This window comes from Bradyrhizobium sp. Rc3b (genome assembly GCF_900114915.1).
Lineage (GTDB): Bacteria > Pseudomonadota > Alphaproteobacteria > Rhizobiales > Xanthobacteraceae > Bradyrhizobium.
Genome location: NZ_FOUS01000016.1, coordinates 141,079 through 163,697 on the forward strand (window position 1 = coordinate 141,079; position 22,619 = coordinate 163,697).

General features: G+C 61.0%; 16 protein-coding genes. 8 read left to right on the forward strand and 8 right to left on the reverse strand.

Annotated elements, in window-relative coordinates; all coding sequences use genetic code 11:
- Nucleotides 1-73 precede the first annotated feature (73 nt).
- The gene (locus BM190_RS31905; protein ID WP_092261608.1) at nt 74-3,982 is read left to right on the forward strand and encodes an RHS repeat domain-containing protein; all 3,909 of its coding nucleotides are present in this window, start codon (nt 74-76) and stop codon (nt 3,980-3,982) included.
- 262 nt (nt 3,983-4,244) lie between these two features.
- Nucleotides 4,245-5,366, forward strand: a complete 1,122-nt coding sequence (locus tag BM190_RS31910) for an acyltransferase family protein (protein ID WP_092261609.1) — start codon at nt 4,245-4,247, stop codon at nt 5,364-5,366.
- Between the two features lie 24 nt (nt 5,367-5,390).
- Here BM190_RS31910 and BM190_RS31915 read toward each other — a convergent pair whose 3' ends face one another.
- Both BM190_RS31915 and BM190_RS31920 read right to left on the reverse strand, forming a co-directional pair.
- Nucleotides 5,391-6,752: a polysaccharide pyruvyl transferase family protein gene (locus BM190_RS31915; RefSeq protein ID WP_244550779.1), complete on the reverse strand. Its 1,362-nt coding sequence runs from the start codon at nt 6,750-6,752 to the stop codon at nt 5,391-5,393.
- A 19-nt stretch (nt 6,753-6,771) separates the two neighbouring features.
- On the reverse strand, nt 6,772-8,229 hold the full coding sequence (locus BM190_RS31920) for a lipopolysaccharide biosynthesis protein (protein WP_018323201.1): 1,458 nt from the start codon (nt 8,227-8,229) through the stop codon (nt 6,772-6,774).
- Nucleotides 8,230-8,497: 268 nt separating this feature from the next.
- On the opposite strand from BM190_RS31920, the gene BM190_RS31925 reads away from it, so the two are divergent.
- On the forward strand, nt 8,498-9,595 hold the full coding sequence (locus BM190_RS31925) for a glycosyltransferase family 4 protein (protein WP_244550780.1): 1,098 nt from the start codon (nt 8,498-8,500) through the stop codon (nt 9,593-9,595).
- Between the two features lie 21 nt (nt 9,596-9,616).
- Here the strand turns inward: BM190_RS31925 and BM190_RS31930 are convergent, their stop codons facing one another.
- Genes BM190_RS31930 through BM190_RS31945 form a run of 4 tightly spaced genes read right to left on the reverse strand, consistent with a single transcriptional unit; the run spans nt 9,617 to nt 14,368 of the window.
- A complete protein-coding gene (locus BM190_RS31930; RefSeq protein ID WP_092261612.1) occupies nt 9,617-10,708 on the reverse strand; it encodes an acyltransferase family protein in 1,092 nt (363 codons plus the stop codon).
- Entirely contained in the window at nt 10,705-11,811 is a 1,107-nt protein-coding gene (locus BM190_RS31935) for an acyltransferase family protein (protein WP_092261613.1), read from the reverse strand. Before BM190_RS31935 ends, BM190_RS31930 begins: the two co-directional genes overlap by 4 nt.
- Nucleotides 11,812-11,820: 9 nt before the next feature.
- A complete protein-coding gene (locus BM190_RS31940; RefSeq protein WP_092261614.1) occupies nt 11,821-13,158 on the reverse strand; it encodes a hypothetical protein in 1,338 nt (445 codons plus the stop codon).
- Nucleotides 13,159-13,165: 7 nt separating this feature from the next.
- Entirely contained in the window at nt 13,166-14,368 is a 1,203-nt protein-coding gene (locus tag BM190_RS31945; protein ID WP_092261615.1) for an acyltransferase family protein, read from the reverse strand.
- 701 nt (nt 14,369-15,069) lie between these two features.
- On the opposite strand from BM190_RS31945, the gene BM190_RS31950 reads away from it, so the two are divergent.
- The 3 genes from BM190_RS31950 (at nt 15,070) to BM190_RS31960 (ending at nt 18,519) form a co-directional block, all read left to right on the forward strand.
- Nucleotides 15,070-15,564, forward strand: coding sequence for a hypothetical protein (locus tag BM190_RS31950; protein ID WP_092261616.1), 495 nt, complete (start codon nt 15,070-15,072; stop codon nt 15,562-15,564).
- Between the two features lie 32 nt (nt 15,565-15,596).
- Nucleotides 15,597-17,828 carry a Wzz/FepE/Etk N-terminal domain-containing protein gene (locus BM190_RS31955; protein WP_092261617.1) on the forward strand — a complete coding sequence of 744 codons (2,232 nt, stop codon included), beginning with the start codon at nt 15,597-15,599 and terminating at the stop codon, nt 17,826-17,828.
- Between the two features lie 403 nt (nt 17,829-18,231).
- Entirely contained in the window at nt 18,232-18,519 is a 288-nt protein-coding gene (locus BM190_RS31960) for a hypothetical protein (protein ID WP_028141809.1), read from the forward strand.
- 42 nt (nt 18,520-18,561) lie between these two features.
- Here the strand turns inward: BM190_RS31960 and BM190_RS31965 are convergent, their stop codons facing one another.
- Complete coding sequence (locus BM190_RS31965) at nt 18,562-19,992, reverse strand: undecaprenyl-phosphate glucose phosphotransferase (protein ID WP_018323192.1); 1,431 nt, start codon at nt 19,990-19,992, stop codon at nt 18,562-18,564.
- Between the two features lie 615 nt (nt 19,993-20,607).
- On the opposite strand from BM190_RS31965, the gene BM190_RS31970 reads away from it, so the two are divergent.
- The gene (locus BM190_RS31970) at nt 20,608-21,345 is read left to right on the forward strand and encodes a metallophosphoesterase family protein (RefSeq protein WP_092261618.1); all 738 of its coding nucleotides are present in this window, start codon (nt 20,608-20,610) and stop codon (nt 21,343-21,345) included.
- A 60-nt stretch (nt 21,346-21,405) separates the two neighbouring features.
- Here BM190_RS31970 and BM190_RS31975 read toward each other — a convergent pair whose 3' ends face one another.
- Nucleotides 21,406-21,684, reverse strand: coding sequence for a hypothetical protein (locus tag BM190_RS31975; protein WP_177237416.1), 279 nt, complete (start codon nt 21,682-21,684; stop codon nt 21,406-21,408).
- 572 nt (nt 21,685-22,256) lie between these two features.
- Here BM190_RS31975 and BM190_RS31980 point away from each other — a divergent pair.
- Nucleotides 22,257-22,523: a hypothetical protein gene (locus BM190_RS31980; RefSeq protein ID WP_092261620.1), complete on the forward strand. Its 267-nt coding sequence runs from the start codon at nt 22,257-22,259 to the stop codon at nt 22,521-22,523.
- Nucleotides 22,524-22,619: the final 96 nt, after the last annotated feature.

The window sequence follows — 22,619 nt, forward strand, 5'->3', positions numbered from 1 at the left end:
ATTCACACTCGACAGAGAAGCTTGAACGCAATCCCTGCGAGCAATTTCGTTCGCGCTGAAACTCGAGTGTGAAATGTCCGATCAAACCATCCTATCCGCCAGCGGCTTCATCGACTCTATCGGCGTCAACACGCACGCCGGCTTCGGCTGGACCGGCTACAACAATCTCGCGCTGATGGTCGATGACCTCGAGTATCTCGGCGTCACCCATCTCCGCGACGCCATGGGGACCAGCCCGGCCGCGCAACCCGTCGTCGACGGTCTGGCCGCTGCCGGCTACAAGTTCGACTTCCTGGTGTCATCCGCGCTGCCCCAGACCGGCACAACCGGGCTGCAGAACTACATCGCCTCGCTCCAGAAGTTCGTGACGAGCCACCCGGGCAGCATCAGCGCCATCGAAGGGCTCAACGAGGCCAATCACCAGCCCTTCAGCTACAACGGCAGCTCGAGCCTTACCGCCGCAGCTCAGTTCCAGAGCGCGCTCTATCAGGCCGTGAACGCCAACGCCGCGCTCGGGAGCATCCCCGTCTACAATCTGTCACTGGCCTACAACGATCCGCAAGGCTACAGCCAGCTCGGCGACATGTCGGGCTCGGTCGACTACGCCAACGCCCACGCCTATGTCAGCACCAGCCTGACGACCGGCAGCTCGATTTCGGCAACGCTGAGCGCCGTCATGGCCGCGGCACCGGGCAAGCCTGTCGTCATCACCGAGACCGGCTACACCACGCAAGCCAACACCCAATATCTCGGCGTCAACGAGACGGTGCAGGCCAAATCGATCCTGAACACCCTGGTCGATGCCTACAAGGCCGGCGTGAGCGCGACTTATCTCTACGAGCTGTTCGACCGCGATTCTTCCGCCGGCAATACCAATCCCGAGGCCAATTTCGGACTGTTCAATTCCGACGGGACGCCGAAGCTCGCCGCCACCGCCATTCACAATTTGACGACCATTCTGGCCGACGACGGCAAGGGCGGCCTGCAGCCGACTGATCCGTTGAACTACACCCTGAGCAACATGCCAGCCACAGGCAACAGCATGGTGCTCGGCAAGAGCAACGGCGCTTACGAGCTCGTCGTTTGGGCGGAGCCGAAGCTCTGGAAGGACTCGAACGACACCGAGATTTCCAATCCGACCGAGACCGTCACGGTGAACCTGGGCGGCGTGCATCATTCGGTGAAGGTGTACGACACGCTGACAGGGACCACGGCGATCGCCAGCTACACCGACGTCAGCACGATCACGATCCCGGTCAGCGATCACCCGCTGATCATCGAGATCGACGCGCCTCCGACCACCACGACTCCGCCGGACACAAGGACCACTGTCAGCGGCACCGCCGCCGAGATCGTGCCGCAACTGTCCGACCTCAGCGACTCCACGGCCCTGCAGACCATCACGCTGACCGATTCGCACGTCCTGCCGGTCGCCTCGAAGGCGACCATGGACTACATGATCGCCCACTACGGCAGCGCCCTCTCCAAGATCCAGGGCGGTTACTCGTTCTCGGTGACGAACTCGGCTGCGACCTGGAGCAGCACGAAGACCTATAATTCCAGCGGAACGCTTGTGTCGAAGTCGGACACCGGCCTGAATGCAAGCGGACAGCCGACCTCGACCACCGTCGCCTACACCGACGGTTCCAAGGACCTGATCAGCTACACCGGCGGCGTGAAGACGAAGTTCGTTCATGTCGGCACCGACGCAACCAGGACGACCGACACCTACAACACGGCCGGAACCCTTCTGAGCGAAGTCGTCCAGAAGTCGGACGGCTATTACTCCACCACGCTCTACACGAGCGGCGTGAAGACGGCCGCCTACGTCAAGAATGCCGACGGCTCGCAGGACAATTACACCTACGGCATCACGGGTAAGAGCTTCACGACCCAGGTTCAGCATCTCGATGCATCCGGAAAGGTCACCTCGGTGACCCGCAGCCATGCCGACGGCTCGCTGGACTCGACGCAGGTCTACAACGCCGACGGCAGCAGCGTGATCACCACCTACAGCGCCACCGGCGTCAAGCTGGTCGAGACCGCCTATCATGCCGATCACAGCAAGGATGTCTGGACCTACAACATCACAGGCCAGAACTACACGACCGAGCACGACGTCTACAATTCGACCGGCTTCCTCACCAGCCTGACGCGGCTGCACAGCGACGGCAGCCTCGCCTTCAAGCTTACTCAGACGACCGACGGCACCAAGACGACCGATTGGTACAATGCCGCCGGCAGCCTCACCAGCGAGGTGGTCCAGAAGGCCGACGGCTTCTCCTCGACCACGCTCTACAGCAACGGGGTCAAGACCAACGCCTATGTGAAGAATGCCGACGGCAGCCAGGATAATTATGCCTACGGCATCACCGGCCAGAGCTACACCACGCTGATCCAGCACGTTGATCCCACGGGCAAGGTCACCGCCGTGACCCGCAAGCATGCCGACGGCACGCTCGACTATACCCAGGTGATCAACAGCGACGGCAGCAGCGTCGTCACCAATTATGATGCCGCGGGAACGCGAACCAAGGAAACCGACTATCACGCCGACGGCAGCAAGGACGTTTTCCTCTTCAACATCACCGGCCAGACCTACACGACCGAACACGACATCTACGACGCGACCGGCTTCCTCACCACGCTGATTCGCAAGCATGCCGACGGCAGCATGGCGTTCAAGCTGGTGCAGAGCGCCGATGGGGCCAAGACCACGGACTGGTACGACGCCAGCGGCGTGCTGACCAGCGAGGTGGTCCAGAAGCCGAGCGGTTACAGCTCGACCACGGTGTACGCCAATGGCGTGAAGACCGCGGCGTACATCACCAACGCGGACATGAGTCACGACAACTACAGCTACAACATCACCGGGCAGAGCTATACCACGCAGTACCAGCACCTCGATCCATCCGGCCAGACCACCGAGGTGACCCGCTGGCATGCCGACAACTCGCTCGACTACACCCAGATCGTCAACAGCGACGGCAGCAGCGTGGTGACCAACTACGATGCATCAGGTGTCAAGAAGACCGAAACCGACTACCACGCCGACGGGTCGAAGGACGTCTTCCAGTTCAACGTCGTCGGCCAGAACTACACGAACGAGCACGACAGCTACGATTCGACCGGCTTCCTCACCAACATCGTGCGCACCCATGCCGACGACAGCCTGGCCTTCACGCTGGTGCAGAGCGCCGACGGCACCAAGACCTCCGACTGGTACGATGCCAACGGCGTCATCACCAGCGAAGTGACAACCAAGAGCGATGGTTACAGCTCCACGACCGTCTATACCGGCGGCGTGAAGAGCGCTGCCTACATCAAGAACGCCGATGGCACATCCGACAACTGGAATTACAACATCACCGGGCAGTCCTACACCACCCAGCATCAGCACCTCGATGCCTCGGGCAAGTTGGTCGAGCTCACCCGGACCCACGCCGACGGCACCCTGGACTATACCCAGGTCATCCATGACGACGGCAGCAAGCTGACCGACATCTATAACAGCTCCGGGACCAAGACCCAGGAGATCGCCAACAACGTTGACGGCTCGAAGGACGTCTTCCTGTTCAACTTCAACGGACAGACCGGTACGACGCAGCACGAGAACTACAACTCCGCCAGCGCGCTGCAATTCTTCGATCAAACCAAGGCCGACGGCACCCACAATGTCACAGCCGTCGCCGGCGGCGTGACGATCCAGGGCGGGGCCGGCAATGACGTGTTCTCGGCCGCGCCAAACTCGACCACGGTTGCCTACGATCACGGCCAGGACCAGATCCTCAACTTCCAGGCTGGTGACGGCACAACCCACGACGTCGTCCAGATCTCGAAGCTCCTGGCCGCGGACTACAGTCACCTGCAGATCACGCAATCCGGGACGAATGCGCTCATCACGTTCTCGGCCAATGATTCGATCCTGCTGAAGAACGTGTATGTCAGCAGCCTGACGAGCCACGATTTCTTGTTCGTCTGAGCAAGGCGAGCTGACGACAAGTCCGCATCAACGTTGACACGGGCCGGGACCAGCCAAGGTCCCGGCCCGCTCGTTAGGCGTCTGCCTCATCAGAAGGCAGAGTTGGGACGATGAAGACGTTCACTTCCCCGGCAAGATGGTTTCGAGGAACTCGAGGCCGACCGATCCGCGATCACGCCACCTTCCCCGCTCCATCCAGCGAACTTGCGTCACAATTCGTCTCTAGAAGCGAGACGAAACCGCGCAAGGACTCTGAGGCCCGATGGAAGCCAGTGAAGCAAGACGTTTTGTCGTTCTCGACTTCTACCGCTTCGTCGCTGCGCTCGGGGTCTTCATCTTTCACCTGAAGCTGATCGACACGGGCATTTCGCCGACCTGGAACGGATCCTACGGCCTGTTCGTGGACATGTTCTTCATCCTGTCCGGCTTCGTGATCTCCTATTCCTACCCGTCCGACGCACGTGGCGTGGCGGCCTATTCCCGGTTCATGATCCGTCGCATCGCGCGGATCTATCCGCTGCATCTGTTGAGCTTGCTCATCTTCGTGGTGCTCATCGGCGTCGGCCTGGAGCGCACGGCCCGCTCGACCTCGCTGGACTTCCTGTACAATCTTCTGCTGCTCCAGGCCTGGGGCGTCACCGACCATCTCAGCTTCAACTCGCCGTCCTGGTCGATCAGCGCGGAGTTCTTCTGCTATCTGATCTTTCCGCTGCTGATGCTGCTTGCACGCAAGGTGCAACCGTTCGTGCTCGGCGCGATCGTGGCCGCGCTCTATCTGGTCCTTGCTCACGGCCATTTGCCGATCTGGCAGGAACGGTCGCAGATGTATGGCGCCAATTTCGACTACGGGATGCTCCGCGCGCTGCCGAGCTTTTTGAACGGTATCCTGCTCGCCATTCTATTCCGGATGTCCCATCCCTACCGGCACAAGCGGATGATCTTCGCCGGCATCGGCATGTTCGGCCTCTCCGTGCTCGTCCTCAACGTCTTCGCCAAGCCGGACCTCGCCATCCTGCTGTTCTCATGCGCCATCCTGCTCACAGCGGTCGGCGAGAGCGCCTTCAAGGAGTTTCCGGGCGCCCGCCTGCTCGGACGGCTCGGCAACACCTCATATGCGATCTACATGCTGCACGATGCCATTCTCATTGCCGTGTTCAAGCCGCTGTGGATTTGGCTCGGACTGCGTCCTGATCAGTTCGGCCTGTTCGCTCTGGCGTGCTGCGTGGTCCTGACCATCGCCGCGGACCGCACCTACGCCTATTTCGAAAATCCGGCGCGGCGCTTCATCAACCGCTGGGCCGACATTGGTGCCACGTCCTCGCGCAAGCCGGCCGCAGCCGACACCTCCGTGCGCTTTGACAACACCGAGCGGGCGGTCAACTGACGCCTGCCGGCGATGCGAGGGCGTTCAGGCGACCTTGCCGCCGGCCTGCTGCACCGTCCGCATCGCGCTCTCTCCCAATAACGGTGCGATGTTGGCGCGGGACAGCTCCATGACATCCGGCAGCATCTGTCGTACCTTCTCACCGACGGCTTCGTGTGCGCCAAGGAACTGCAGCACAAACTTCTCAAAGCTGTCGTCGACCAGGAACTGGGCCGGCGACAGCAACAACGATTCGCTGACGCCAAAGTGCGCGAACAGGCCCTGGAACTTGTCCTGATAGGTAATCGCCGCGACGGGCGTTCCCTGCCCCAGCGCCGCGATCGCCAGATGCATGCGGCCGGTGATCACACCGTCGACCAGACCGACAACGGCCTTGATCTCGCCCGCCGACAGCGCCTGATCGACATGATGCACGTGATCGCCGAGCGTGGGCTTCAGGCGGTCGGCCAGCGGCCGAAGGCAATTGTCGTCGGCGATCTCGGGGCGGTAGTCATGAGCGAGCAATAACCAGCTTGCATTGTGCTCGCGAGACAGCCGCTCCATGGCGCCGGCGGCGAGCTCTATCATTTGCCGCAGCTTGGCCGGCTCCGGCTTCCTGAACAACATCGGATGAATGTTGAAGACGAAGACCTTGCGACCCTGTTCGCGCTGTCGCGCGATCGTGGCCGCGATCTGCTTCACTGCGGCCGTATCCGCCCGCGGGGTCAGCATGAACGCCGCGTCGGCGACCAAATGGGCACGTTTCCGCGCGAAATCGTCGAAACGCTGAAGAGATATTGTATCGCGCAGATTCAGCACCACGCCCGGGTCCAGCAGCCGGAACACCTCGCGTAACGCCTTCGCCGGGCGGGAGTTGAAACTGAAGCCGAGCACGCTGACCTTGGCGCCGAACGCAGCCATCAGATCGGCCACGAGCAGCATGCGCGCGGCATCCACCGGCGAATAGTAGCCATCGAGCACGTCGGCGCCCAGAACCAGCCCGAAATCCGGCCTGGTGAGCGACAGCTCCTGCGCGACCGTCTCGTATGAGAACGGCTGTCTCCAGAGTTCGAGGGGCTTGAAACCCATCGCGCGCACGTCCGCGCTGGCCGTTGGCGTCGCGGTGACAATGTAGACCTCAAGGTTCGGATAGGTCTTCTTCACCTCCCCAGTGGCCGCTTCGATCATCGCCTCATCGCCGCGCGATTGACGAACGCTCCAGGGATCGGAGGGGAGCACGACGAGCCGGCGCGGAGTGTTGCGCGGCGCGGCGTTGACGCCGACGTCCCTCCTGGCGATCTGCCATCTGCGCAGCTCGAGCAGGTCGAGCGCCAACGGCGTATTCTTCGCGCTGTTGAGCCAGCCTCGGAGCTGCCTGCGTACGGGCACCGGGATCAGTTGCTTCACGACATCCTCCTCGTCTTCATCAAGCGGTCGCACCGCGCTTCACGACGAAATCAATCAGGGAAAGGAGCTGCTTCCGCCAGAACAGCAAAATGCCCGTCAGATAAGTCGCGCCAAAACAGGACGACAGCAGTCCAATCCGCAAATAGGGATTCATGCCCGGCGTCGCCTCCCGGCACAGCACGACTGCGCCGTAGGCCAGAGCGATGGCGCAAAGGCATCCCGCAATGGGGCGCAGAAACTGGCTCCAGCTCAAGCCGAGCAGCCGGAGCGCCAGCGTAAACGTGACGGGGGTCACCACGAGCTGCGAGAACGCGAAGATCGTGGCCAGCTGACCAATGTCGCGCGAGGGAAGCAGGAACATTGCCGGCACGACCGTACAGAATTTGAGGATGTTGAGCAGAAAGACGTAGTTCGGCTTGCCCAGAGCACCAAAATAGGCGCTGTTGACGAACTGCACCGTCTGGACCGCGCCAATCAGCATCAGCGGCCGCATCACCGCCTCGCTGCCACCCCACTTCGCACCGAACAGCAGCAGCGAGAACTCCGGCGCGATCGCCGCGAGGAGCACGAAGACCGGAGATCCGATCAGTGCGCCGAGACTGACGCTGCGCAAATATGCACCTGCGATGCGATCCCGCTCGTGCGCGATTTTGGACAAGGCGCTCAGCGCCACGTCCATGACCGCCTGCGTGAGCAACTGCATCAGGATGATATAGACCCTCGCCCCGACCGTATAAATGCCAAGCGCGGCGACGCCATAGAGCGACAGGATGATCATGTCGATCGTCCGAACGATGGCGAAGTCCAGCAGCCTGTTCAGCATGACGTGGATGCTGTAGCCGGAGAGCTCGCGAAAGCTCTTCAGATCGTAGCCGCGCATCGGCAACCATCGCGGCTGGCTCCAGAGCCACAAGCCGCTGATCGCGCTCTGAACGACCACCTGGATCACCAGGCTGAGGGCGCCGAACCCTGCATAGGCACAGGCGATCCCCACGACGCCGGAGATGGCTGTCGCCACCATGGTCCTGACCGCGAGCACCCGAAAATCCATCTGGCGCTTGTAGAGCGCCTCCTGGAACAGCGTCGCGGTGCCGATCGGAAGCGAGAGACTGGCGGCCGTCAGCAGCGGCGCCAGCCCCTTCACGTCGAACCAATGCTCGATATGTGTCGCGAGCAATGCGATCAGAACGGCCAGGAGCGCTGAGGCGGCAAACGAGCAGAAGAACGGCAGCGTCACATCGGCGGGCTCGAGCGTCCGCCGCTGGATCAACGCATCACCGAAGCCGAATTCCGCGATGGAGCTCAAAAGCAGCAGGATAAAGGCGACCAGCGCCGCAAGACCGAAATCGGCGGGATCGAGCAGCCGTGCCAGCACCAGGAACAGCACGAACGACAATGCGCGGCCGCCCCAATTCTGCGCGAGCGACCAGAACAGCGCCACCACGACCTGATGTTGCCTGCCTCGAGTGACGTTCATCAAGAATTCGACCCAATTCCGATCCAGACGACGCGGCAATGATGAGGACACGCCACCGCTTGTCGCCGCTCACAACGGCGACTGATTGCTCGCTACAATACGACGGAGTGATGGCAATCAGATGAGCGCCATCACGATTCCGATTTAGAGTGGAAGTGAGTTCAAATCGTGGACTACACTCCCATCGCTCTCTGCGATGTGATGCAAAATGGATGCCTTGATGAATTCGCCGGCCCCGCGTTCTTTTCCCAATTCCAGGCGCTTGCGCGTGGCGATCTACGCCCCGCATTTTGCGGAATATTCCTATCGGCTCGCTTCGGGATTGGCTCACCATTGCGACGTCAGGCTCGTGCTCAACCGCAAGGACGCCAACCAGCAATGGGAACTTGCCGACATCGCCGTGGCGGCTTCCTTCGAGACCCGAATTCGCGATTTGAGCCTGCGCCGCGGCGGCGTGATCGGTATCCCGGCTTCTTTTCTCGACATAATTTCGTTTCGTCCGGACGTCGTTCATTGTCACGAAGTTCCGGAGATCTATACGTCCAAGTTGATCCAGTTCCTTCGTCCACTCGGCATTCCCCTGGTGCTGACCGTTCACGATGCTATCCCGCATTCGGAAGGCGGCTCCGGCACCTCGCCACGTGAAGACGGTTGGCGCGGGCACATGCGTGCCGCCGCGTCGATCGTCACGACGCATGGCGAGAGCTGTATTGCCGATTTTCGTCGCGCCTCGCCAGACTTCAAGGGCGGAACGGTCTCCAGCATGCACGGCGTGCTCATGGTTCCACCGAACCGAGATGCGGTCACCGCGCCCGAAGCCGCACGCATCCTGTTTTTTGGACGAATGTGGGCCTACAAGGGCCTCGACGTCTTCATCGACGCGATCGACATGTTGGCCCGGCGCGGTGTGGCGCATGAGGCGATCGTCGCCGGGCGCGGCCCCGAGATGACACGGCTCGGCGCGCGGATGGAAGCGATGCCGACGGTCAAGACCATCAACGCCTACATTTCGCCTGCGGACACCGGACAGCTGTTTCAATCCGCCACCGTGGTCGCCTTGCCCTACAAGGATGCAACACAGAGCGGCGTGCTTGCCTCCGCTTACGGCAATGCTCGTCCCGTCGTTGCCAGCGCCACCGGCGGCATTCCCGATGTCGTCACCGACGGAGTTAACGGGCTGCTGGTTCCTCCAGGGGATGCCACTGCACTGGCCGATGCACTCGAACGCGTGCTGACCTCCAAGCCGCTCGCCGCGACATTGACGGATGGCGCGCGGCAGACCGCGGCCGGCATTTTGAACTGGGACCACATCGCCGAACAGCTGCTGGGGTCCTATCACAAGCTCGCCGGCCGTACCGTGAGCTGACCGCGACAGAGACGCGGCCGCTCAAACCGATTGCCCGACCTTCAGCGGTCGAAAGAACGTGCCGCGGATCGCGCCGTCCAGCAGGCGCCTGAGCCTGACCTCGATCAGCTCATAACTGATCGCGCTTGCGACCAATGACATCACCAGCCCGAGCACGATGAAGGCGGCCCACAGCAGCCAGCGGTCGACGCCGGCGGCGACCAGCTTCAGGCCGATCACCTGCAACGGAAAGAGCACAAAGGGATGCACGAGATAGAGGCTGTAGCTGATCTTGCCGACATATTGCAGGGCCGGGGCACTCAGAGCCCTGCCAAGGCCGGATTCCGGGGCAAGCACCATGCCGAACAGCAGGAATCCGGGAAGGAGCCCCACGAACGGGTGAAACAGCACGAGGCTCGCATACAGCGCGGCTCCGCAGGCGAGGCCCGCGAGCAGGCCGACCCGTCCGGGGATGGAGATGCGAAACCCGGTGGCGCTGAACAGCATGCCGATGCAGAAGAACGCCGTGATCGGCCAGTGCATCAGGCAGGCCAGACCCAGCAGGATCAGGGGCGCCGCCAGCAGCTTGCCCCCGCCGCGCCACATCGAGAATGTCAACGCAAACCAGATGTAGAACGCCCACTCATAGGTCAGTGTCCAGGCATTCTGCTGGGCAATGGGCAAGCCAAGCGCGTCCTGCACGAAGAACAGATTGGCCGCGAAAATCCCGAGATAGCTCGTCAGATCGATCCCACGGAAGAACTTGTAGCCGACGATCGGACCTATCGCGAACAGCGCAAGATGCAGCATGACGAACACCGGCATGATGCGCAGGACGCGGTCGAAGAAGAACCGCGGCAGCGAGCCGTGCCGCACCAGGCTCGCCGGAATCAGGAAGCCGCTGATCATGAAGAACAGCTCGACGCCATGCCCGCCGACATTGATCACCGATTGCAGCCAGAGCCAGAGCGGCGGCAGGAAGCCGGGATCCGGGATGTCGTACATGCCTCCCTTTGGCATGTCGTAGAAATGATCCATCAGCACGCTCAGCGCCGCAATTCCCCGAAGCCCCTGGACCGAGGGAACGAACGATCCGTCGTAGGCGGCGCCCGGCTGGTGCAGCGCGCCACTCACTCTGCAGCACCCTGAGTACTGAGGGCGGGCTCGAGAACGACCTTCTTTCTCCGTGCCGAACGGAACCTTTGTCCGAAGGCGATGCTGGGCTTCTCGACGAATGTAAACGTCATCCAGCTGACAAGGATCGACAACGCCAGGATCAGGGCCATGAAGATCGACCATCCGAGCGGCCCGTCGCCGAACCAGACGAGGCGGTGGATGAAGACGAGCACGAACGGCGACATCAGGTAGACCGAATAGCTGATCACGCCGACGAACGCCATCGGGCGCCACGCCATTCTCTCACCGAACACGGCAAAGCCGATGAAGACGATCGCCGCGCAGACATAGGCCGATGCGATCGAATAGCTGTAGAAGAAGTTCTCGTGGTAAACGCCTCCGAACCGCCGGTCGGCCAGGGTGATGGCGAAGATCGCATACAAGAGCGTGCAGACCGCCACGTGGGACCATCGCAGCTTTCCGCCGATGACGGTGTCGCGGATGATCTTGCCCAGGAACATCGCCGACAGGTTCAGCCCGACCTCCATCACCGAGGAAACCGCCCTGTTCTCCACCAGGAGCGCGGCGGTGGTGCCGACCAGCGCGGCCGCAACGACGATCGTCACCGCCGTGAAGCGCCGATTCAGCAGCCCCATCGCAAACAGAATGGTGCATCCGACATAGAACAACAGCTCGATCGCCAGCGTCCAATAGAACACCCAGAGATTCGGGACGTTCACGAAGGTCTGCAACATCGTCACGTTCGCGGCGATCTGTCCGAGCGGATAGATCTTCGAATCCAGCAGCTGCATCGTCACGAGCCCGACCACGAGCGAGGTCCAGTAGGCCGGGTAGAGCCGGAAGAAGCGGCTGATCGAAAAATCCCGCACGGGCGTGGCGCTGTCCGGGAAGCTGAACGGAATGACGAAGCCGCTGACGAAGAAGAACAGCACCACGCCGAACCGGCCAAAGTTCATGTAGTAGCCGAACAAATCGTGGATGGGCCAGTAATAGGCGCCCGTCGGGTGCTTCTCGACGATCACCTCGAACACATGCTGGACCAGGACCGACAACACGGCAATGCCGCGCAGCGTGTCGATGAATGCGAGCCGTTTATGCATTATTCGTTCTCACCTGCTTCCGCTCGCCGCCGGCACGTCCGGGCGGAAGCCTTCCAATGACGGCATCGGCGGCCGCATGACAATCGGCACGGCGTCGCCCGCCCGTGCAGAGGCCGCGCGGCGCGAAAACACGTCGCTGAAGCTCAATGCGATGATCAGGAGGCCGGACGCCGGGCCGTAGTTCAACACCGTGATCGTGAACAGGTTGACGACGAAGATCAGCGTCAGCTTGTACACGTCGGTCGCGCCGAATGTCGCCCTGAATACCATCACCATGAACGCCACGAACGGCAGACCGAACATCAGGTAGGTCCCGATGTAGAAATTGTCGACGGGCACCCAGAAGTGCGCGAGCGGCGAGAACAGCTTCTGCGGATAGTTGAAGCAGCCCGCGCCGCAGCCCGTCACCAGACCGATCGGCATGAGCTGATTCATGTAGACGAACGGCAACTGCCAGCTGTTGTTGATGCGATCGACGATGCTGAACAGGGTCGAGTGCGGGACGGCGGCGGTGCCGGAAGCGATCACGATCATGAAGAACGGAACGAAGATCGCGGCAAAGGACCATTGCGCAATGCCCCTGATTGCGGGAAAGCGCGACTTCTCCGGCAGCATACGCACGAACACGAGCAGGAGCAGATAGAGCACGAGGACGATCATCGTCGTCTTGCTCGTGGTCAGCTTGATGACATAGACCGCGAGCGAGCCGAACAGAAGGCACCACGTCGTGCTCTTGCGAATCGAGGTGATCGCAAACGACACGAGAATGAAGAAGGCGGCCATGGTGTTGTCGGCCGCAAAACCCATGAGGCGCTGGTCGTCGCCGCCATAGGCCCACCACAGCCGGCCCGCCTCTCGAACTGCGCCGAAGGACTCGTATTTATACCCGACCCAGGGCATGAGGTAGAACTTCGTCAGCAGCACCCCGATGACCGAGAGGTAGAAGGTCACGGCGATGACCGACAGCAGCTTTTTGTACGAGCCGAGACTCGAATCACAGAAGCAGAAGCCGACGAACACCGGCAGCATCATCTTGAAGGACGAGATCGCCGCGTTTGCCGTTCCCATCATGAAATAGCCAAGCACGAGCGACAGCATGATCTGGACCAACACCAACAGGGCCAGGGTGCTGCGATTGCGCAGGATGCAATGCACGATGAACTGGATCAGGCACGCAAGCGCGACCGCATCGGGCAGATACCAGAGCGCATCCATGTGATAGATGCTGGTATAATAGCGGATCACGCCGCCAAAGGCGTCGCGGACCAGATAGACCCCGAGCGCGATCGCCTCGATGCTGAGGCTGATCAGGATCAGACGCGGCCGTTGCATTGCGAGGATGCTCATGCCCGACTCAGTTCGTCAGCCGCGCCGACGGCGCGGGGGATGGCGCGAAATCCCGACGGCTTCCCAGCACATTTCGCATGAACTTGCCGCCGGGAATTTCGATGTAGAGATAAGTGAAGTGCGAGACCGCTAGCACGGCGGCCAGCGAAACGACGAGATTCAGCGTCGCCGGCAGGCCTGCCCAGACCGAATCCAGGGCGGCGATCCGCCCCGCCCCCACTGCCCGCACGAAATATTCAGCGAGCAGCACCACGAGCGCGTGCACCATGTAGATGGAGTAGGAACGTTTCCCGAGCCAGACCAGCGGCCCCGCCACCAGCATCCGCGGCACCAGCAGCGCATCTGGAAAGGCCAGCAAGCTGCCGAGGAAGATCGCGAACGTCACCGGCGCGAGGAAGGTTGCCGCGGGATTGGTCTCCGCCAGGGACACCAGAACGATGCTGGCGATCATGGCGGCGAACTGCAGTACGCCCTGCGCGGCAGGGCCCGGCTTGGCCGGCAGGCGATCGACGATCCTGACCGTCAGCACGCCGAGAAAGAAGCTCACGAAGCAGCGCAGGATGCCGAAGTCGGTCTGAAGCCCGAGGCTCCTCTTGTCGAGCACGAAAATGATGACGACCAGACTTCCCACCGCGAGCAGCCCGCAGAGAACGTAGAACCACAACAGGGAACGCATGCGCTGGGCCAGCAGCACGATCAGGCCAAATACCAGATATGTGTAGAACTCGACGCTGATGCTCCAGCTCGGCGCATTCCAGCTGAGATAGTCGATGAATCCCATCGAATGCAGCAGCAGGACGTTGAGACCGAAGGAATAGACATTGTTCACTTCGAACGCCGCCGGCGCGGCCACCACGACACCGGCCATGACCAGACCGATCCGCAGGAGGCGAAACAGAAGATTTGCCATCAGCATGACGATGTGCAGCGGATAGACCCGCGCCAGGCGCCGCACCATGAACTCGCGCAGCGAGAAGCGCCCGAAGTCGCTCTCGACGTAGCTGAGCGACATGACGATCCCGCTGAGAACGAAGAACAAGTCGACCAGCAGCCAGGAGCTTCTGAAGAACGAGCAATTGATCCACGCATTGTGCGGGAACGCCGCGAGGAAAGTCGGCATCAGCAGGAGATGGTGAATCACCACCGACGTCGCGGCGATCCCCCGAATGCTATCGAGCGGCAGGACATGCGCCTTCTCACGATGAACCATCTCCGTCACATCAACATTCCGTAGCTATTGCACCGCAGCAGTGTGTATCAGGTCTTGCGCGTGTTCAATCTCTGCGATCGCGGACTCGCATTCGACGCATGAGGGTCGACGATAATTTCAACGCTCGCAGATCATTCGGACATGCGAGCGCCAAGATCACGCCACTTTTTGCCTGAGATCGACATGCGTCGGCGCGCAAATCAATTCGGTCGTGATGATTGCGAGTATTTGCGTGGAAAGTGTGCGCGAAATTCGGCGCTGTTGCGATCAAGCCGACCGCGAAGACGTCGATCTCTTCGCATGCAGGATGCCGCACATATCGCACTGATAATTTTTCGCAAGCGGGGAACAATGAGTCGCGTGACGACTTGTGTCGGTTTTGCGACGCATGCTCGCGACACTTCGACGTTCAACGCCTCTTATGTTTTCAGTTTGCAACATTCCTAGGCGCCAGCGTGCCGATCTCGCAGGCATTGCATATCTTCATTTTGCAACCGACCGGGAAACAGACAATGCACGCGTTGTCTCGCCGAGTACTCGCACGCAGCTTTTGCATCGCACAAAAATTGACACAGTTGCATGCGAGGTTTCGCGTGTTCTCCTATTGCAACAGGGAGCAAGGGACACGGATGGGTTGCGGACTAACACGTCGACTTGCGAGATCGCGATGGCTACCGATCATCTTGGCAGGTTCTGTCTTGATGGTGTCGAGCATCGATGCTTGCCGCGCCCAGTGCGTCGAATTTACGGATCGTGCCTCGCAGCTCCAACTCGACACGTTCGTAAAATCGCCCTCCTCGCTTCTGGAGCAGCTGCGCAATGACAAGGAGAAGCTGAGATATCGGCTCGCCACTTTTATCGCCACGAACCCGTCGGTGTTGCCGTCCGTGCAGACCCTCATCTCGGCGTCGACTTCAACCGACCGTTCAGCCATTGGCGCCGCGTTGAGGATCGCCGAAGGGCGGTGCACGTCGACGAAGCCAGACGCTGCGCGCAAGATCAGGGATTTCACGCAGCGGATCGGCGATCTCAACGTGCAAGCAGGTTATTCCGCCGCCGGAGAGGACGCCTCCGGCGCCCAGGCCCAATCGCAAGACAAGGGCCGTGCGCAACCGCCCCAAGGCGGGGCGCTGCTCGACGGCGAGTGGAAGACCAAGCTGGCCAACCCGTTCAAACCCGTCCCCCTTCCGAATTGATCAGCGATCGTCAAAAGGCAGCGAATTAACAGATGTATCAGCCTAGAGAACATTTCCCGTCGGGCCACAGATTCGGCATCGAATTCGGCGGAGCGGTCCTGAGCTTCGAACGCGTAGCCGATGTCCTGCGCCGGCAATGGCCGATCATCGCGGTGTGCACCGGCGCTTCGCTGGCGCTGGTGATCGTCTATCTGATCATGGCGCAACCCATGTACACGGCGAATGCCCGCATCATGATGGATACCCGTCAGGCGCAGGTGCTGGACAAGGACAGCAACGCCAACAGCGCCCTCATCGATACCGGATACGTCGATAGCCAGGTCGAGGTCATCAACTCGGACGACCTGATCCTCTCGGTCGTCCGCCGCCTGAAGCTGACGGACGATCCGGAGTTCAATGGCTCCAATCCGGGTTTGCTCTCCATCGTCCTCGGCAAGTTCATGGCGTTGTTCAGCTCCGGAGAACCGGCGTCGCAGGAACGACTCGAGCACGCCGTGGTCGAGCAGGTTCAGAAGAACCTGAGGACGGAACGCGTCCTGACGACCTATGTCTTGTCGCTGAACTATCGCTCGCGAAGCCCTGACAAGGCCGCCAAGATCGTCAACGCCATCGCCAGCGCCTACCTTGTCGGCGCCCTGGAAGCCAAATATCAGTCCACCAAGCGGGCGACCGAATGGCTTCAGCAGCGCAGCATCGAGCTGAGCGAGCAGGCAACGGCCAGCGACCGCGCCGTGCAGACCTTCAAGGCCGAAAACAACATCGTCGGAACCAGCCGCGGCCTGATGTCCGAACAGCAATTGTCGGACCTCAACACCCAGCTGGTTCAAGCGCGGGCGTCGACGGCCGAAGCCAAGGCCCGGCTCGACCGGATCACCGCGATTTCGGACCAGGACGTCGCACAATCGACGGTGACCGATGCTCTCAACAACTCGGTCATCACCCGCCTGCGCGCGCAATATCTGGACCTCCAGGCCCAGTATGCCGACTGGTCGAGGCGCTATGGCAAGCAACATCTTGCTGCGGTCAATCTGGCCAACAAGATGGAGGAGCTGCGCAAGAACATCGCCGACGAGCTGCATCGGATCGGCGACGCCTATCGCAGCGACTATGAAATCGCAAAGAGCCGGGAAGCCTCGCTCGAGAAGAACGTAAAGGAACTCGTCGCCCAGGCCGGCGATACCGGCCAGGCTGCAGTCAAGCTGCGCGATCTCGAAAGCGCCGCCGACACCTACCGCAACCTCTACAACAACTTCCTCGAGAAGCTGCAGAGCGCGACGCAAAATCAGAGCTTTCCGCTCAGCGAGGCGCGCCTCATCAGCACCGCCACCAAGCCGGATCGCAAGAGCTCGCCGCGCACGGTCCTGGCGCTGGTGGGAGGCCTGGTGGGCGGCCTGTGCCTCGGCTTCGGCGCCGCCTTTGCCCGTGAGCTGCTCAGCGACGTGTTGCGGACCCCTGGCGAGGTCGAGGACGAGCTCGGCGTGAAGTGCCTCGGGGTCCTGCCGGACATTCGTCCGCCGACGAAGACTGGCGCGTTGCTTTCGACGTCCGCGAAGACAGGTCCACCCGATCTGTCCCGCTACGTCGTCGATCATCCATTCTCGCGGTTTGCCGAGACGTTGCGCAACATCAAGGTATCGATCGACGTTGCGCGCCTGACCCGCGAGATCAAGGTGATTGGCATCGTCTCGTCCCTTCCTAAGGAAGGAAAGACGACGGTGGCGGCCAACTTCGCCCAGTTGATCGCCCTCACCGGACATCGCACGGTGCTGATCGACGGCGATCTGCACACGCGTTCGCTCACGCGAGAGCTCGCGCCGAACGCCAAGAGCGGACTGGTAGAGGCGCTCAGCGATCCAGCCAGCCTCGGCTACCATGTGCAGCGAAGCAAGGAGACAGGGCTGGATTTCCTGCCGTCCGTCGTGGCCTCCCGCATGGTCAATTCGGCAGACGTCATTGGATCGAAGGCGATGGCCGATCTGCTCAAGGTGCTGAAGGAGCACTACGAGTATATCGTGATCGATCTTGCCCCGGTGATGCCGGTGGCGGATTCAAAGGCCGTCAGCTTCCTGATCGATGCCATGGTCTATGTAATCGAGTGGGGGCAGACGACACGAAGCGCCCTTCAGGAGTCGGTTTCCGGGTCGGAAGTCCTGCAGAAGAAATTGCTCGGCGCCGTGCTCAACCGCGCCAATCCGAAGATGCTCAAGCGCATCGAGGCGTACAAGGGCAAGCACCACAACAGCTATTACGTCGAGCATGCCTAAAAGGCAGAGGCGCGGCGCCGCGCCCAGCCGAATTGTAAAGACGTCGGGCCCGCTGCCATTTGGCAGCGGGCCTTTTTTTCGCGTCTTGCGCAACTGTCGCCTGAAGAGGAACGAGCGCGCCTTCGCACCACGAGACGGAAGATTGCGCCGAGCCCACCTCCGACTGCTGAGGCCTCCGTATTCGTCCGGAATCCACAACTTGCAGTTATTGCTCTAGCCAAAAGCAAGGATTGACGAAGGCGACGATGGCGAGGACAGTGCGCCAATTGGCAATCATTCATCGGTAATGCGAGACAATCCGGTCCTCGATGCTTCAAACTGCTGAAACTTTGGGCATCTTTCTTTCTGGGTTCCCTGAGGCTAACCTCGGCTGATATTGTCGTTCATTTCCGGCGGGCTCGGAATGCTGATCGTCCTGACGATTTTGACTATTTGGGTTCTGCTCAACATCCTGTTCGTGTTGATCGTGGTTCCCCCCCGTAAACCGCGTCCCCAGCCGATGGCGACGACACTCTCACCCGCGCCCATCGACCCGAGTCAAAGGGAAATCGAGCAGGACGAACCCTTCTCGATCCGCCATGTCATCGTTTCCGTCGCGATGGGAGCTTTCTTCGTGCTGGTGCCGCCGTTGCTTGCCTTGCGCGACGCGATCATGCGGCTCTTCAGCAGGTCGTCGAGAGACGGAACCTGATCCCTCGAGGATCCGGTTCCGGACAGTGAAGAAATTGAACGACTAATATGCTTCCTGGAACATCACTGCGGACGCCGTCCGGGCCATAATCTTCAGGTCGAGCCAGATACTCCAGTTGCTGACGTACCAGACGTCATATTCGACCCGCTTCTCCATCAGATCGATCGTCGGCGTTTCCCCCCTGAACCCGTTCACCTGGGCCCAGCCGGTCAGGCCCGGCTTCATGTGATGCCGGTAGACGTACTTGCTGATGATCTCGTCATAGTAATTGTCATGGGCCAGCGCGTGGGGGCGCGGCCCAACCAGCGACATATCCCCGCGCAGCACGTTCCAGAGCTGCGGCAGTTCGTCGATGCTCGTCATGCGAAGGAAGCGCCCGATCTTGGTGACCCGAGCATCCCTCTTGGTCGCCTGGGCAATCGTTTCGCCGTTCTCGCAGACTGTCATGCTCCGGAACTTCCAGATCTCGAACGGCCTGCCATTGAAGCCGCGGCGCGACTGGCGAAATATGACGGCTCCCGGGGAGTCCAGCTTGATCAGCACGGCAACGGTGAGCAGCAGCGGCGTCAAGACTACGAGCGCGAACAGGGCCACGCCGACGTCGAGACAGCGCTTTTGCAGCCGCTCGAGAATGGTGAGAGGCGGCCGCTGGATTTCGACCGCTACGGTTCCACTGACCGGCAGGAAAGGACGAGCCACCAGATCCGCGACCGGATCGTCCGGCAGCAGGCGTATCGGCTGCGGGACCGCGCGCAGATATGGCCCGAGCTTGCGGAGCATCGGCAATTCGTTCCAGTCGATCGCAAGCAGATATTCATCGACGTCGGCCGAGCGCGACTGACGGATCACGTCGCGAATCTGCCGCTCCCAATGGCCGTCATCCCGGTCGTCGCCAAGCACGAAATGGCGCATGACGTCGAAGCCATTTCTCCGCAGGTCCTTGAAGCGGCTGGAGGTGAAGTCGAGCGGCTTGAGGCTGAGCAGGATCACCTTGCGATCGACCAATCGGCTTCGCGCAAAGCTCGTACCGAACACCGCCTGCCAGACGAAGCGGAGGCTGACCAAACCAAGTCCGCCGATCACGGCAAATACGATGACGGTGCCGCGGGAGAGGTTGTCGGTTGATTTCAGCAGGAAGGCCGCAACGGCAAGGATCGTCAGCGACGTCAGCCAGATAAACACCGCCTTTCGAAGCTGCCAGACGATGTTGAGCAAGCGGTGGGTGGCGTAGACATCCCGGAAATAGGCGACTGCGACGAACACCACGCCGACAAACAACCCCGCTCCCACCGAAGCGCCGTCGGCGGGTGAAGCGACGGCCGCGCCGTACAGCGAAGCCCCGGCGGCATAGCTCAACAAGATCAGCAAAAAGTCAGCCGCCATGACGACGATCTGAAATGGCCTCTGAAGAGCGCTGCCGCGCATCGACGACAGCGTGTGAGTGTTTTCAGAACCATAAGTTGCAACAGCCATTCGTACCTCTGTCTATCGAGAGAGTGTCTGACGCTCATCGTGATGCTGAAGACTCGTCACTTCCCCGCACGGAAAGTGTTGAGTGATCGCAGCGACATTGTGGCGCTGCACGCAAAACTTTTGCGGCGCACGGATCATGCGTCGTGTTGAAATGCGCAGCGAAATTCGACGCGCTGAAAATGTCGTCACAGTGATGACATATGAGCGAACGCGTTGCCCTATTTTGAATCAAGTTCCACGTCCACCGCGATGCTTTGCCGTCGTGTGAGCGACTCCTCGCTCATCTTTCAGGCGATGGAATCCCTCGGCGAAGCACAATGAGTCATTTGCGAGAATTTCGATGATTTTCTATCTGGGCGTGCGATGCGAAATTGCGCCAAGGCATGCATCTTTGCTGCACTCTCGCCTTGAGCGATGCAATCCTGCGGACCGACCATTCGCACCGCCGGTCGCATACCCCAGGTGGGCAAAAAATGCCGCGCCCTTCTTTTGGCGTGATCGAGCCGGAGAACAAGGACGCTCCCTCGCCAATTTCACGTCGTTCGTGTTGGATGGAAGCTCTCCGGTGCCGGCGACTTGGGGAAATTTTTTCGACCACCCGATCGATTGAGCGCCATGATATCTCTCGCCCGACCACGCCCGCCTATGCCCAAACCGCAATTGCCGGAGGGAGTCCGCATCTATGCGATCTCGGACATTCATGGATGCGCACATCTCCTCCAGCCGATGTTGCGGGTGATCGACGCCGACATCGCCTGCAGCCGGCCGCGCTACGCGATCGAGGTCTTCATGGGCGATTACATCGATCGCGGCCCGGATACGCGCTCCACCCTCGACGTCCTCGTCGAACGGAGCCGCCGGGGCAACGCGGTCTTCCTCAAAGGGAATCACGAGGCATTTCTGGTGAGGGTGTTCGAAGACCCTTCACTGTTCGAGGATTGGATTGCCGTCGGCGGGACCCAGACGCTGATGTCCTACGGGCTCGCGCCGCCGGACCTGAAGCGCGACGAGCCGGCATCGATCATGCGCGATCTGATTCGGGCGATGCCCACCGAGCATCTGGAATTCCTGGACAATCTGCGGCTGAGCTTCAGTTGCGGAGACTTCTTCTTCGTTCACGCCGGCGTTCGCCCCGGCGTTCCATTGGCCGAGCAGACGGAGCGCGATCTACTCTGGATTCGCGAAGAATTCCTGCGCAGCGAGGAGCAGTTCGGCAAGTACATCGTGCATGGCCATACGCCGGTCCGCAGCGCCGAATTCATGGCGAACCGCGTCAACATCGACACCGGCGCCTATGCGACCGGCAACCTCACCCTGATGAGCATCCAGGGCAGCCGCATGCTCGCGGTATGACGCGGAGCCTTGGTTCGCGACGGCTAGCCCACCGGACCATGGCATCGACCTCGACCGGATCTAGTTGAGCAAGCGGGGCTTTTCCAGCCGCGCGCGTGTTTCGGCCATCCAATCGTTCCAAGCTCGCTCGTGCTTGACGTAAAGCTCCAGCCAGCGCTCCCCATGTCTGTCCTGTCGGACACGGCGCGTCTCGACAAGCAAATCGGCCCCGGGGCGGGAGCTCGGATTATCCAGCGCTTCGAACTCGACCGTCTCCGAGATCGTCAGCCCGACAAGCACGCGTTGTCCGGCGCCATCAACGATGTAACGCCGCGGCGCATCCTTCTTGGGTTCGCTCATCTCGTCATGCCCCATCGTACCAGTGAGATCCCGCCAGCGAATCGGACGTTGCCTAAAAGGCTCGTCGAGGGTGGCCGAACGTCGAGGTGGGAGTCGGTCCGGTCATTCGGCGCGAGGCGCCGCGGGACGGGTTCGCAGGGCTTCGTTGCACGCGCCAAGCGCGTAGCGCGTATCCCAAGGTGAGGCCAGCGCCGAAAATGAAAGCGGAGAGGAATGTAGAAGTCATGGGAGTCGCCCTAGATAGTCCGGGACTCATCAAGAGCGAGCAGTGTGTCGACATCATGGTTCTTGCCGACTTCGGGCGCCGAAAGATTGTTCATACCTGACCTCTTACGTGCATGCAGCACAATCCCGTGCATTGATCGCTGCGATCAAGATCACTCATTAGAGTCACTCCATATAAAGAGATGTCCTCGCGATCCCGATCTGTCCGAAGGCTGCTGCCGTCGAACGGACCTGGCACGCCCTCCCACGAACAGGAAATTTCGGGCCAACCGGCCAATCCATGCCCTTGCAACCAGTCGGGACCCGTCGCATTATTTCGCATCTCATATTACGAGGGATTCAATCCAATGAACGTCCGCGCCCTTATTCCATCCATTGCCCTGTCCGCTCTCGGTCTCGCTTTGACAGCATCCGTAGCACCGGCCGCCGAGCTGGCGGTTGCTCCAGCACATCAGCGCGCGGCCTACGCGCAAACCGGGGTCGTGCTGTGGGATGACGTTTATCCGCCCGCGATCTACGGCCCGCAACTTCGCTCCGTCGAAGAAGTCGCAGCCATGAAGGCGCAGGCGCGTCCGGTGTCCCAGCGCTGGTGGGGCTATTGGTACGTTCGGTGAGCGCGGGAGCGCTTAGCTAGGAGCCACCTTCGACCCAGCGACCTTCGACCACAGACCGCCGATCCACCGGATAGCTGGTGGCGGCGGTTTTTGTGT

Bases quoted from the DNA above. Each gene is read 5' to 3' on its own strand.
- BM190_RS31920 (WP_018323201.1), bottom strand. From the start codon at position 8,229: ATGAACGTCACTCGAGGCAGGCAACATCAGGTCGTGGTGGCGCTGTTC.
- BM190_RS31980 (WP_092261620.1), top strand. From the start codon at position 22,257: ATGAACGTCCGCGCCCTTATTCCATCCATTGCCCTGTCCGCTCTCGGT.
- BM190_RS31975 (WP_177237416.1), bottom strand. From the start codon at position 21,684: ATGAGCGAACCCAAGAAGGATGCGCCGCGGCGTTACATCGTTGATGGC.
- BM190_RS31910 (WP_092261609.1), top strand. From the start codon at position 4,245: ATGGAAGCCAGTGAAGCAAGACGTTTTGTCGTTCTCGACTTCTACCGC.
- BM190_RS31945 (WP_092261615.1), bottom strand. From the start codon at position 14,368: ATGGTTCATCGTGAGAAGGCGCATGTCCTGCCGCTCGATAGCATTCGG.
- BM190_RS31950 (WP_092261616.1), top strand. From the start codon at position 15,070: ATGGTGTCGAGCATCGATGCTTGCCGCGCCCAGTGCGTCGAATTTACG.
- BM190_RS31905 (WP_092261608.1), top strand. From the start codon at position 74: ATGTCCGATCAAACCATCCTATCCGCCAGCGGCTTCATCGACTCTATC.
- BM190_RS31970 (WP_092261618.1), top strand. From the start codon at position 20,608: ATGATATCTCTCGCCCGACCACGCCCGCCTATGCCCAAACCGCAATTG.
- BM190_RS31935 (WP_092261613.1), bottom strand. From the start codon at position 11,811: ATGCATAAACGGCTCGCATTCATCGACACGCTGCGCGGCATTGCCGTG.
- BM190_RS31940 (WP_092261614.1), bottom strand. From the start codon at position 13,158: ATGAGCATCCTCGCAATGCAACGGCCGCGTCTGATCCTGATCAGCCTC.
- BM190_RS31960 (WP_028141809.1), top strand. From the start codon at position 18,232: ATGCTGATCGTCCTGACGATTTTGACTATTTGGGTTCTGCTCAACATC.
- BM190_RS31965 (WP_018323192.1), bottom strand. From the start codon at position 19,992: ATGGCTGTTGCAACTTATGGTTCTGAAAACACTCACACGCTGTCGTCG.
- BM190_RS31955 (WP_092261617.1), top strand. From the start codon at position 15,597: ATGTATCAGCCTAGAGAACATTTCCCGTCGGGCCACAGATTCGGCATC.